The following is a 12,189-nucleotide window of genomic DNA, read 5'->3' as shown; positions in this document are numbered from 1 at the left end:
TTAGGGTGCCGGGGTGCCGCGTCTCCTCCTCAGCAGCAAGTCGGTCAAGAGCGTGTCGGTGGACGCCCTGGTGCTGGGCCTGGTGCCGGCACCCGCGGGCGCGAAGTCCACCGCGCCGGTCCTGCTGGGGGGTGAGGACCTGCCCCGGGCGACGCGCGGTGCGCTCGCCGACGGCGCCGCGGCGCTCGGCGCGACCGGCGACGCCGGTCAGGTGCACCTGGTCCCGGGGGTCGCCGGGACGGCGACCAGCCTCGTCGCGCTGGTCGGGCTCGGGACCGACGCGGACCTCGAGACGCTGCGCCGCGCCGCCGGCTCCGCCGTGCGCGCGCTGGCCGGGTCGCGCCGCGTCGCCCTCGCGCTGCCGCTGCCGGACGCGGCGACCGCGGCCGCCGTGGCCGAGGGGGCCGCGCTGGGCGCCTACGCCTTCACCCGCTACCGCGCGGCCACCCGCGAACCGGTGGCCGAGGTGACGCTGCTGGTCGACAAGCCGCGGGACAAGGCGCTCCGGGCCGCCGTCGACCGCGCCGCCGTCGTCGCCGCCGCCGTCCACACCGCGCGGGACCTGATCAACACCGCACCGGCCGACCTGGCCCCGGCCGACCTGGCCGACGCCGCGGTCCGGGCCGCCGAGGGCACCGGGGTGACGGTCCGCGTCCTGGACGAGGACGCGCTCGCCGCCGGGGGCTACGGCGGGATCCTCGGGGTCGGGCAGGGGTCCTCGCGCCCCCCGCGGCTCGTCGTGCTGGAGCACGCGCCGGCGCGGGCGAAGGGCCACCTGGCGTTCGTCGGCAAGGGCATCACCTTCGACTCCGGCGGGCTGTCGATCAAGCCGGCGGCCGGCATGGAGACGATGAAGAGCGACATGTCCGGCGCCGCGGCCGTGCTGGCCGCCGTGCGGGCGGTCGCCGAGCTCAAGCTGCCGATCAAGGTCACGGGGTGGCTGGCGGTGGCCGAGAACATGCCCTCGGGCACGGCGATCCGCCCCTCCGACGTGCTGACGATGTTCGGCGGCACGACGGTCGAGGTCCTGAACACCGACGCCGAGGGCCGGCTCGTCCTGGGCGACGCCCTCGTCGCGGCCTCGCAGGAGCAGCCGGACGCCATCGTCGACGTCGCCACCCTCACCGGCGCGCAGGTCGTGGCGCTGGGCAACCGCGTCTCGGGGGTCATGGGCAACGACGACACCTTCCGCGCCGCGGTGCTGGCGGCGGCCGAGCGGGCCGGCGAGTCGTTCTGGCCGATGCCGCTGCCCGACGAGCTGCGCGCGACCCTCGACTCCCCCGTCGCGGACCTCGCCAACATCGGGGACCGCGCGGGCGGGATGCTCGTCGCGGCCGTCTTCCTGCGCGAGTTCGTGGGCGACTCCGCCGCCGGCACCCCGATCCCGTGGGCCCACCTGGACATCGCGGGCCCGGCCTTCGCGACGGGCGAGCCGTGGGGGTACACCCACCGCGGGGGCACCGGCGTGGCGGTCCGCACGCTGGTGGCGCTGGCCGAGGACCACGCGCGCGCCTGAGGGGCCGGGGGCCTGCGCGAGCTCGTCCTGGGAACGTTCCCGGGACGAGAACGCGTGCAGGGGAAGCCGTTTCGCGGCTCTTTCCGCTCCGCAGGAGCGCCAGTAGGCCGAACGGGTGATCCTCACCCCTCACCCGTCGTGCACGTTCAGCTACTAGATATATGCTCACCGTGACGGCCTAGTTCGGGGGCGTCACCGCCGACCCGCTCGGCTCCCTCACCCAAGCTCCCGGTGTGCACCGGAGCACGTGTCACGGAGGCACCATGTCCACGCGTCAGTCCGTCCAGACCTTCGCCCGCCGCGCGGCCCTGTCCCTCACCGCGGCCGCGGTCATCGCCGGCGGTGGGCTCGGCGCGGCCTCGGCCACCGCGGCCCCCGGCTCCGCGACGACGGTCACCAAGACCGCTCCCGGCCTCGGGAAGACGGTCCAGGAGACCCAGCGCAAGGAGTCGTCCACCGCGCGCAAGGAGTCCTCCACCGCCCGCAAGGAGGGCGTGGTCACCCGCAAGGAGTCGGTCGTCACCCGCAAGGAGTCCGTGGTGACGCGCAAGGAGTCCGTGGTGACCCGCAAGGAGTCCACCGTCGAGCGCAAGGAGAGCGCGGTCGCCCGCAAGGAGTCGACCACCGCCGAGAAGGAGCGCTGACCGGGGGCGCAGCCCCGCGGCCCGTCGCGACGTCGACCCCCCGACACCCGGCCACGACGCCACGCAGAACGGCACCTCCCGAGCTCGGGAGGTGCCGTTCTCGCGTCCGGGCACCGGCTCCGGCGGGTGCCGTCCCACGGCCCCGCGGCCCACCACGCACCCCCTCGCGCCCCCGCCGGGGCGCAGTGAGAGGATCGCGAAGGAGCAGTCACCAGCACAGCCGACTTCAGGAGCATTTCGTGGCAGGTGCCGCCGAGCAGGAGTACGACGTCGTCATCCTCGGGGGAGGCAGTGGGGGCTACGCCGCCGCGCTGCGCGCCGCCGAGCTGGGCCTGTCCGTGGCCCTGGTGGAGAAGGACCGGCTGGGAGGGACCTGCCTGCACCGCGGGTGCATCCCGACCAAGGCCCTGCTCCACGCCGCCGAGGTCGCCGACACGGCCAGGGAGTCCGAGGCGTTCGGCGTCCGCGCCACGTTCGACTCGATCGACATGGCCGGCGTGAACAAGTACAAGGACGGCGTCATCGCCCGGCTCTACAAGGGCCTGCAGGGCCTGGTGAAGTCGCGCAAGGTCGAACTGGTCGCCGGGACCGGCAGGCTCGTGGGCAAGAACACCGTCGAGGTCGACGGCGTCCGCTACACGGGCAAGAGCGTCGTGCTCGCCTCCGGCTCCTACTCCCGCAGCCTGCCCGGTCTGGAGATCGGCGGCCGCGTCATCACCAGCGAGCAGGCCCTGGCCCTGGACTCGGTGCCGCGCAAGGTCGTCGTCCTCGGCGGCGGGGTCATCGGCGTCGAGTTCGCCAGCGTCTGGCGCTCCTTCGGGGCCGACGTCACCGTCGTCGAGGCCCTGCCCCACCTCGCCCCGCTCGAGGACGAGGCCATCAGCAAGGCCCTCGAGCGCGCCTTCCGCAAGCGCGGCATCGCCTTCTCCCTCGGCGTCCGGTTCAAGGGCGTCGAGCAGAACGACTCCGGCGTCGTGGTGACCCTGGAGGACGGCAAGACGTTCGAGGCCGACCTCCTGCTCGTCGCCGTGGGCCGCGGCCCGAACACGGCCGGCCTGGGGTACGAGGAGCAGGGCATCACCATGGACCGCGGGTTCGTCCTGACCGACGAGCGCCTGCGGACGAACGTCGAGGGCGTCTACGCCGTCGGCGACATCGTCCCCGGTCTGCAGCTGGCCCACCGCGGGTTCGCGCAGGGCATCTTCGTGGCCGAGGAGATCGCCGGCCTCGACCCCCAGCCCGTCGACGAGGTCGGCATCCCGAAGGTCACCTACTGCGAGCCCGAGATCGCCTCGGTCGGGCTCACCGAGGCCAAGGCCCGGGAGAAGCACGGCGACGTCGACGTGCTCGAGTACAACCTCGGCGGCAACGGCAAGAGCCAGATCCTGGGCACCACCGGCTTCGTGAAGCTGGTGCGGCAGAAGGACGGTCCGGTCGTGGGCGTGCACATGATCGGTTCGCGGATGAGCGAGCAGGTCGGCGAGGCCCAGCTCATCGTGAACTGGGAGGCGTTCCCCGAGGACGTGGCGGCCCTGGTCCATACGCACCCGACGCAGAACGAGGCGCTCGGCGAGGCGTTCCTGGCGCTGGCCGGCAAGCCCCTGCACTCGCACTCGTAGCCCCCGGGCACTCGTCCGAAACCCTGAACCCGCGGCGTCCACGGGCGCCGGAACCGTCCGTGAGGAGAACCGTAGAGATGTCGAACTCGGTGCAGATGCCCGCTCTCGGCGAGAGCGTGACCGAGGGCACCGTGACGCGGTGGCTGAAGCAGGTCGGTGACACCGTCGCCGTGGACGAGCCGCTGCTGGAGGTCTCGACCGACAAGGTCGACACCGAGATCCCCTCCCCGGTCGCCGGGGTGCTCCTGGAGATCCTGGTCCCCGAGGACGAGACCGCCGAGGTGGGCGCCGACCTGGCCCGCATCGGCGAGGAGTCCGAGCAGGGCGGCTCCGCGGACGCCCCGGCTCCCGCCGCGGAACCGGCTCCCGCACCGCAGCCCGAACCCCAGCCCGAGCCCCAGACCCAGCCCGAGCCGTCGGCGCAGCCGGCCGCCGGGGCGCCGGCCGTCTCCGGCGGCTCGGGGGCCGGGCAGGCCGTGAAGATGCCGGCCTTGGGCGAGTCCGTCACCGAGGGCACCGTGACGCGCTGGCTCAAGTCCGTGGGCGACACCGTCGAGGTCGACGAACCCCTGCTGGAGGTGTCCACCGACAAGGTCGACACCGAGATCCCCTCCCCGGTCGCCGGCACCCTGCTGGAGGTCCTGGTCGGCGAGGACGAGACCGCCGAAGTGGGCGCCGACCTGGCCCGCATCGGTGACGCGTCCGCCCAGTCCGCCCCGGCTCCGCAGGCCCCCGCCGACGAACCGGCCGCGGCGCCGGCGGCCGAGGAGTCGCTGGCCGACGAGGTCCAGGAGCGCGAAGCGGCGCGGACCCAGGCCGAGGCGGCGACCCAGCCGTCGGCCACCCCCGCCGCCGAACCGGCCGCCGCCCCGGCCCAGCCCGCCGCCCCGGCGACTCCCGCTGCCGAGGCCCCCGCCGCGCCCGCGCCGCAGGCGCAGGCCACCGGCGGCAGCACCTACGTGACGCCGCTGGTCCGCAAGCTCGCCAAGGAGCTCGGCGTGGACCTGTCCTCGCTCACCGGGACCGGCGTCGGCGGCCGCGTCCGCAAGCAGGACGTCCAGGAGGCCGCGGACAAGGCCAAGGCGGCCGCGGAGAAGGCCGCCGCGGAGAAGGCCGCGGAGAAGACCGCCGCGCCGGCCCCCGCCGCAGCGCCGTCGTCGTCCGCCCCGGCCGCCCCGGCCGTGGAGGTCTCCCCCAAGCGGGGCACCACCGAGAAGATGTCGCGGCTGCGCAAGGTCATCGCCCAGCGCATGAAGGAGTCGCTGCAGAACTCCGCGCAGCTGACCACCGTCATCGAGGTCGACGTCACGCGCATCGCGCGGCTGCGCGCGCGGGCCAAGGACTCTTTCGCGGCGAACGAGGGCGCGAAGCTGACCTTCCTGCCGTTTTTCGTCAAGGCCGCGGTCGAGGCGCTCAAGCAGCACCCCTCGCTGAACGCCAGCATCGACGGCGAGAACATCGTCTACCACGGCAGCGAGAACATCTCCCTCGCGGTGGACACCCCGAAGGGCCTGATCACCCCGGTGATCAAGGACGCCGGTGACCTGAACCTCGGCGGCCTCGCCCGCAAGATCGCCGACCTCGCGGCCCGCACCCGGGCCAGCAAGATCACGCCCGACGACCTGTCCGGCGGCACGTTCACCATCACCAACACCGGCAGCATCGGGGCCCTGTTCGACACCCCGATCCTCAACGCCCCGCAGGTCGCCATCCTCGGCACCGGCGCGATCGTCAAGCGCCCCGTCGTCCTCACCGACGCCGAGGGCCAGGAGACCATCGCGATCCGCTCGATGATGTACCTGGCGCTGTCCTACGACCACCAGATCGTCGACGGCGCCGACGCGGCCCGCTTCCTGCAGACCGTCAAGAAGCGCGTCGAGGGCGGCGCCTTCGAGGGCGACCTCGGTCTCTGAGGCTCGCCCACCGTCCCACCGGCAGCCCCGTCCCTCCTGCGAGGGACGGGGCTGTTCCGTCTCCCCCTCCCCTCCAGCCCCAGGAGTCCCAGTGCGCACCGTCGTCAGCGGGGCCAGCGGCCTCATCGGCCGTCACCTCGTCGCCCACCTCCGCCGCTCCGGCCACGACGTCCTCACCCTCGTGCGGCGCCCCGCGCGTGAACCGCACGAGGTGACGTGGGACCCCGCGACCGGCTCCCTCGACCCCGCCGCGCTGCGCGGGGTGGAGGCGGTCGTGAACCTGTCCGGCGCCGGGGTCGGCGACCGCCGCTGGAACGAGGGGTACAAGGAGACGATCCTGCGCTCGCGGGTCTCGACCACCGCGACGCTCGTGCAGGCCCTGCTCCGCCTGGACCAGGCGCCGCGGGTCCTGGTGAACGCCTCGGCGATCGGGGCCTACGGCGAGGGCGGGTCGACCGTCCTCGACGAGTCCTCCCCGTGGGGGGACGACTTCCTCGCCCACGTCGTGCAGGAGTGGGAGGGGTGCACCGCGCCGGCCGCCGACGCCGGGATCCGGGTCGCGCTGGCCCGCACGGGCCTGCTGGCCAACCCCGTCGGCGGGGCGTTCGGGCAGCTGCTCACCCTCTTCCGCCTGGGCCTGGGGGGACCGCTGGGTTCGGGGCTGCAGTGGTGGAGTCCCATCACCATGCCGGACGAGCTCGCGGCGCTGGAGTTCCTGCTCACCCACGACGTGTCCGGGCCGGTGAACCTCGTCTGCCCCGAACCGGCCACGAACCAGGCCCTGACCACCGCCCTGGGCGCGGCGCTGCACCGCCCCGCCGTGCTGCCCGTGCCCGCCGCCGCCCTGCGCCTGGCGCTCGGCGAGTTCGCCGCTCAGCCCCTGGGCAGCCAGCGGGTCGTCCCGCGCGTCCTGCTGGAGGCGGGGTTCGGGTTCCGCCACCCCGACGTGCCCGCCGTGACCGCCTGGCTCGCGCAGGCCTGAGACGGGCCGACCGGGGCGCTCAGCCGACCGAGGCGACGCGCCACTGCCCCGCGACGCGCTGCAGGGTCAGCACCGAGGTCCGAGGTTCGCCCGCGGGCACCCGCGACCGGGTCCCGGCCGCGGAGACCACGACGTGCTCACCGGTCGTGACGTCGGCCTCCAGCACCCAGCGGTCACCGTCCCGGGAGAGCTCACGGGCGGCGACCACGTCGAAGGCGAGGGCCTCGAACCGCGACCCGGTGGCGGCCAGCTCGGCGAGCGCGGCCTCGTCGGCCGCCCGGGCCGGGCCGGCGGGGACGTCCACCTCGTCCAGGGCCTGCACCCGTCCGCTGGTGAACGCCCGCGCCCGGCGGTCGGCCAGCTCCGACACGACGGCGAGGGCGTCGTCGCCGCTCAGGACCTCGGCCCCGACCCGGTCCGCGGCCGTGGGCTCCCAGGCCGGAGCCGCCCCGGCCGCGGCTCCGGCCGGCGGCTCGACCGTGACCGGCCCGGCCGCGGCGGGTTCGGCCGGCGCGCGGTCCGCCACGGCCTCGGCCGCGACGGGTGCGGCCGCCGGGGACGCGCCACCACCGTCCCCGCGCAGCGCGAGGACGAGGCCGGCCCCCGCGACCAGGGGCACCCCCACCGCCGCCACCAGCAGCGGACGCACCCGGCGCCGCGACGACCGGGTGGACCGGGTGGACCGGCGTCCTCCGGCAGCGGGGCGTCCTCCGGCAGCGGGCCGGGCACTGGCCGGCGGGGGCGCCACGACCGGCGCGGCCGAGCGCACCCGCCGCGTCACCGCCGCGGGCGCCGGAGCCGGCCCGGTCCCGCCGTCGGCGTCGGGGCACGACCCCTGACCCGGCACCGCACCGGGGACCCCGGTCGCTGCGGGCACGGCCGCGCGGACCGCGCGCGGACGCGCCGCGGCCACCACGGCGGTCGCGAGCTCGCCGGGCGTGGGCCGGCGCGACGGCTTGCGGTGCAGCCCCTCGCGCAGCGCGGCGAGGACCGCAGCGGCGTTCTGCGCCGGCAGCCCGGCCACCGCGCGGCGGTGCGCGGACCGGGCTCCGAGGACGCCGGCGGCGGACGGCGCCTCGCCGGTGAGCGCCCACCACGCCAGCGCCGCGAGGCCGTAGACGTCCGAGGCCGCGCCCACCCCCTCCCCCGCGAGCGCCGCCGGGTCGGCGAACCCCGGCGTGCCCAGGACGCTGCCGTGCCGGCGACCGAGGGCGCGCGAGACGCCGAGGTCGGCCAGCAGCGGCTCCCCCCGGGCGTCGAGCAGGACGTTGCCGGGCGCGATGTCGCCGTGGACGACACCGGCGGCGTGCAGGTCCTCCAGCGCCGGCCCGAGGACGTGGACGAGGCCGGAGACCTCCCCGGCCGACAGCCGCCGGCGGCCGCTGAGCACCCCCGCCAGCGACCCCCCGGGAGCCAGGTCGAGGACGAGGACGGGGCGCCCCGCGGCGTCGGTGGAGATGTCGTGGACGGCCACGACGCGCGGGTGCCGGACGCGCCGCAGCATCGACAGCTCGGCCAGCAGGTCCGCGTCGGGAGCGGCACCCTCCGGCGCGGCGAGCACCTTCAGGGCCCGCTCGACGCCGTCGGCGCCCGTGCCGGCCCACACCACGCTCGACCCGCCGGCCCCGACGAGGCGGCCCACCGCGTACCCGTCGACGACGGGCGGGCGGCGGCGGGGGTCGTCGCCCAGGGCGGCCAGCGCGTCGCGCCGCCACTGCCGCAGGGGCCCGGTGGTCGGGTCGGTGAGGGTCACCGGGACAGGGTGACGCACCGGCGGGGACTGCCGCGCTCGTTGTCCACAGGCTCGATACGCTCTGGGGCGTGACCGTTGGCTCCCTTCCCGACATCCACCACCCGCCCGCCGCGCTGCGGGGTTCCGCCGAGGTCGTCGTCATCGGCGCCGGCCTCGCCGGCCTGGCCTGCGCGCGGCACCTGAGCGCCGCCGGCGTCGACGTCCTGGTCGTGGAGGCGGCGGAGGCCGTGGGCGGCCGGGTGCGGTCGGAGACGGTCGACGGCTTCCGGGTGGACCGGGGGTTCCAGCTGCTGAACCCCGCCTACCCCGAGGTCGTGAAGGTCCTGGACCTGGACGCCCTGGACCTGCAGCCGTTCGACGCCGGGGTCGCCGTGCACCGCGGTGGCCGCGTCAGCACCCTGCGCGACCCGCGCCGGCACCCGAGGGCGGTGCTGGACGCCCTGCGCTTCCCGCTGGGGACGGCGAAGGAGAAGGCGGCCGCCGCGCGCTGGGTGCTGGGGACGACCTCGGCCGCCGCCCTGAAGGAGCCGGACACGGGGTGGGCGCAGGCGCTGGACGCCGCGGACGTCGACGGCGAGCTGCGCCGGTCGGTGCTGGAGCCGTTCCTGGCCGGGGTGGTCGGGGAGGCCGAGGGGACGACGTCGCGGCGCTTCGTCGACCTGCTGGTGCGCACCTTCCTGCGCGGCACCCCGGGGCTGCCGGCGGGCGGGATGCAGGCGGTGCCGGACCAGATGGCCGCGGCCCTGCCGGCCGGCACGGTCGTGACGGGCGTGGAGGTCCGGCACATCGGCCTGGCCCCCCGGTCCCTGGTGGTGGAGACCGCCGGCGGCGGGGTGAACTGCGAGGCGATCGTGGTGGCGACCGACGCGCACGCGGCGGGGCACCTGGTCCCGGCGCTGCGGGTGCCCGGCAGCCACGCGATCTCGACGTTCTGGTTCGGGGCGGCGACGTCGCCGGCGCCGTCGTCGCGGGCGAAGCTCCTGCACCTCGACGGTGACCGGACCGGCCCGGTCGTGAACTCGGCGGTGATCTCGGAGGTGGCCCCGCAGTACCTGCGGGCCGGCGCGGAGCACCGGGCGCTGGTGAGCGCGCAGGTCCTCGGCGCGGACGTCTCCTCGGCGGTCGAGGAGCAGGTCCGCCGGCAGCTGGGCCGCGTGTACGGCGTGAACACGGCGGCGTGGACGCGGGTCGCGGCGCACGCGCTGCCGCACGCGCTGCCGGTCGTGGCGCCGCCGTTCGAGGGTCCGCAGCCCGTCGACGTCGGGGACGGGGTGTTCGTGGCCGGTGACCACCGGGAGAACTCCTCGCTGCAGGGGGCACTGGTGTCCGGTCGCCGCGCGGCCGACGCCGTGCTGACCAAGGCGTTCGGCCGCAACGGTTTCAAGCGTGCCGGCTGAGCGGCCGACGATCGTCGCCACGTCCGGGGGCCTGGTCCGCCGGGACCGTGGCGGCGTGGACTGGGCCGGGACGGTCCACCTGGCGGCCGGGCTGGCCCGGGTCCCGGTCGGCCGGGCGCCGCGGCTGACGTACCTGGGGACGGCGGCCGGGGACCAGCGGTCGTGGGCCGCGGAGGTCCACGCCGCCGGGGAGCGTGCGGGTTTCCGCACGACGGTCCTGGACCTGTTCCCGATGCCGAGCGTCGAGGACCCGGCCGGGCAGCTGCTGGCCTCGGACGTGGTGTGGGTCGGCGGCGGGTCGGTCGCGAACCTGCTCGCGGTGTGGCGGGTGCACGGGCTGGGCGAGGCGTTCCGCGCCGCGTGGGAGGCCGGGGTGGTGCTCGGCGGGGTGTCCGCGGGGTCGATCTGCTGGTTCGAGGGCGGGACCACGGACTCCTTCGGCCCGGTGCTGCGCCCGGTGACGGACGGGCTGGGCCTGCTGCCGTACGGCAACGGGGTGCACTACGACTCCGAGGCGCGCCGCCGTCCGCTCGTGCACGAGCTGGTGGCGTCGGGGGTCCTGGGCGAGACGCACTGCAGCGACGACGGCGTGGGCCTGGTGTACCGGGGCACCGAGCTCGTCGAGGCCGTCACCGAGGTCCCCGGCAAGGGCGCCTACGTGGTGCGCCGCGGGCCCGAGGGGGTCGTGGAGACGCGCGTCGAACCGCGGGACCTGCGGGGGTGACGCGGGTGGCGGAGCTGGTCGTCGAGCCGGTGCGGCTCGGCGAGGGACTGGTGGACTACGCCGAGGCGTGGGAGCTGCAGCGGGCCCGGCACGCCCAGGTGGTCGCGGGCGACGCCCCGGACACGGTGCTGCTGCTGGAGCACCCGCCGGTGTACACGGCGGGGCGCCGCACGAACTCCTGGGAACGTCCCGACGACGGGACCCCGGTCGTGGACGTGGACCGCGGGGGGCGGATCACCTGGCACGGCCCCGGTCAGCTCGTGGGGTACCCCGTCGTCCGGCTGCGCGGGGCGCTGGACGTCGTGGGGTACGTGCGCCGGCTGGAGGAGCTGCTCATCGCGGTCGCGGCGCGGTTCGGCGTCGAGGGCTACCGCGTGGAGGACCGGACCGGGGTATGGACGGCGGACGAGCCGCTGGCCCCGGGCTGGCGGGCGGAGAACAAGCTCGCCGCGATCGGGGTGCGGGTCGCCCGCGGGGTGACCATGCACGGTTTCGCGCTGAACTGCGACACGGACCTGCGGGGTTTCAGCCGCATCGTGCCGTGCGGGCTGCCGGACGCGGGCGCGACGTCGCTCAGCGCCCGCGCGGGCCGGCGGGTCGGGGTGCCGGAGGCGGCGGCGGTGGTGACCGAGCTGCTGCCCGGCGCGGACCTGCCGGGAGCGGGCCCGACCCCGCCGCCTCCGGGCTGACCGGTCACACCTGCGGCGCGACCTGCCCGGCGACGAGGTCGAGGTGGTCGAGGTCGGACAGGTCGAGGACCTGCAGGTAGAGGCGCTCGACCCCCGCCTCGGCGTACCGGCCGATCGCGTCGACGACCTCCGGGACGGTCCCGGCCAGCCCGTTCTCGCGCAGGTCCGCCGGCTCCCGGCCGATGGCCGCGGCCCGCCGGGTGAACTCGGCCTCGTCGCGGCCGGCGCACAGCACCAGGGCGGCCGAGTACGTCAGGTCCTGCGGGTCGCGCCCGGCGGCCGTGCAGGCGGCGCGGACCCGCTCGAACCGTTCGGAGGTCTCCCGGGGGGAGCTGAAGGGGACGTTGAACTCGGTGGCGTACCGCGCCGCGAGCGCGGCTCCCCGGGGGCGCGCCGCGCCGCCGACGACGATCGGCACGCTCGGCTGGACGGGCCGGGGCAGCGCCGGGGAGTCGGCCAGCGCGTAGTGCCGGCCCCGGAAGTCGAACGTCTCCCCCACCGGGGTGGCCCACATCCCGGTGATGAGGGCGAGCTGCTCCTCGAAGCGGTCGAAGCGCTCGCCCACGGACGGGAAGGGGATGCCGTAGGCGGTGTGCTCGGCCTCGTACCAGCCGGCCCCGAGGCCGAGCTCGACGCGGCCGCCGGACATCTCGTCGACGCCGGCGACCTGGATCGCGAGCACGCCGGGGTGGCGGAACGTGGCCGAGGTGACGAGCGTGCCGAGCCGGACCGAGGTGGTGTCGCGGGCCAGGCCCGCCAGGGTCGTCCAGGCGTCGCTCGGGCCGGGCAGCCCGTCGCCGCCCATCGTGAGGTAGTGGTCGGACCGGAAGAACGCGGAGAACCCGGTCTCCTCGGTCCGGACGGCGATGCGGCGCAGGGTCTCGTAGCTGGCGCCTTGCTGGGGTTCGGTGAAGATGCGCAGGTCCACGACGGCATCCTGTCGCGTCGTCCC

Annotated in this window: 10 protein-coding genes; 8 read left to right on the top strand and 2 right to left on the bottom strand. The window is 76.0% G+C overall.

Features of this window, described 5'->3' with window-relative positions:
- Window positions 1-13 precede the first annotated feature (13 nt).
- From ACRYM6_RS03145 to ACRYM6_RS03125, 5 genes are all read left to right on the top strand, one after another.
- Window positions 14-1,516, top strand: a complete 1,503-nt coding sequence (locus ACRYM6_RS03145) for a leucyl aminopeptidase (RefSeq protein WP_432541091.1) — start codon at window positions 14-16, stop codon at window positions 1,514-1,516.
- 263 nt (window positions 1,517-1,779) lie between these two features.
- Complete coding sequence (locus ACRYM6_RS03140; protein ID WP_432541089.1) at window positions 1,780-2,160, top strand: hypothetical protein; 381 nt, start codon at window positions 1,780-1,782, stop codon at window positions 2,158-2,160.
- A gap of 239 nt (window positions 2,161-2,399) precedes the next feature.
- A complete protein-coding gene (lpdA, locus tag ACRYM6_RS03135; protein WP_432541088.1) occupies window positions 2,400-3,779 on the top strand; it encodes a dihydrolipoyl dehydrogenase in 1,380 nt (459 codons plus the stop codon).
- Window positions 3,780-3,856: 77 nt separating this feature from the next.
- Complete coding sequence (gene sucB, locus ACRYM6_RS03130) at window positions 3,857-5,692, top strand: 2-oxoglutarate dehydrogenase, E2 component, dihydrolipoamide succinyltransferase (protein ID WP_432541087.1); 1,836 nt, start codon at window positions 3,857-3,859, stop codon at window positions 5,690-5,692.
- Between the two features lie 91 nt (window positions 5,693-5,783).
- Window positions 5,784-6,674 carry a TIGR01777 family oxidoreductase gene (locus ACRYM6_RS03125; RefSeq protein WP_432541085.1) on the top strand — a complete coding sequence of 297 codons (891 nt, stop codon included), beginning with the start codon at window positions 5,784-5,786 and terminating at the stop codon, window positions 6,672-6,674.
- 19 nt (window positions 6,675-6,693) lie between these two features.
- Here ACRYM6_RS03125 and ACRYM6_RS03120 read toward each other — a convergent pair whose 3' ends face one another.
- A complete protein-coding gene (locus ACRYM6_RS03120; RefSeq protein ID WP_432541083.1) occupies window positions 6,694-8,427 on the bottom strand; it encodes a protein kinase domain-containing protein in 1,734 nt (577 codons plus the stop codon).
- A gap of 68 nt (window positions 8,428-8,495) precedes the next feature.
- On the opposite strand from ACRYM6_RS03120, the gene ACRYM6_RS03115 reads away from it, so the two are divergent.
- Genes ACRYM6_RS03115 through lipB form a run of 3 tightly spaced genes read left to right on the top strand, consistent with a single transcriptional unit; the run spans window position 8,496 to window position 11,237 of the window.
- Entirely contained in the window at window positions 8,496-9,824 is a 1,329-nt protein-coding gene (locus ACRYM6_RS03115) for an NAD(P)/FAD-dependent oxidoreductase (RefSeq protein ID WP_432541081.1), read from the top strand.
- Window positions 9,814-10,548 carry a Type 1 glutamine amidotransferase-like domain-containing protein gene (locus ACRYM6_RS03110; RefSeq protein WP_432541080.1) on the top strand — a complete coding sequence of 245 codons (735 nt, stop codon included), beginning with the start codon at window positions 9,814-9,816 and terminating at the stop codon, window positions 10,546-10,548. The genes ACRYM6_RS03115 and ACRYM6_RS03110 overlap by 11 nt, the downstream gene beginning before the upstream one ends.
- 14 nt (window positions 10,549-10,562) lie before the next feature.
- A complete protein-coding gene (gene lipB / locus ACRYM6_RS03105) occupies window positions 10,563-11,237 on the top strand; it encodes a lipoyl(octanoyl) transferase LipB (protein WP_432541228.1) in 675 nt (224 codons plus the stop codon).
- Window positions 11,238-11,241: 4 nt separating this feature from the next.
- On the opposite strand, the gene ACRYM6_RS03100 is transcribed toward lipB, so the two are convergent.
- Window positions 11,242-12,165: an LLM class F420-dependent oxidoreductase gene (locus tag ACRYM6_RS03100; RefSeq protein ID WP_432541078.1), complete on the bottom strand. Its 924-nt coding sequence runs from the start codon at window positions 12,163-12,165 to the stop codon at window positions 11,242-11,244.
- Between the last annotated feature and the right edge of the window lie 24 nt (window positions 12,166-12,189).

Origin of the sequence: Kineococcus rugosus (assembly GCF_050871975.1) — a bacterium.
Lineage (GTDB): Bacteria > Actinomycetota > Actinomycetes > Actinomycetales > Kineococcaceae > Kineococcus.
Note: the sequence above shows the minus strand (reverse complement) of the source record. Positions and strands in the feature narration are given on the sequence as shown.

Bases quoted from the DNA above. Each gene is read 5' to 3' on its own strand.
- sucB (WP_432541087.1), top strand. From the start codon at position 3,857: ATGTCGAACTCGGTGCAGATGCCCGCTCTCGGCGAGAGCGTGACCGAG.
- ACRYM6_RS03140 (WP_432541089.1), top strand. From the start codon at position 1,780: ATGTCCACGCGTCAGTCCGTCCAGACCTTCGCCCGCCGCGCGGCCCTG.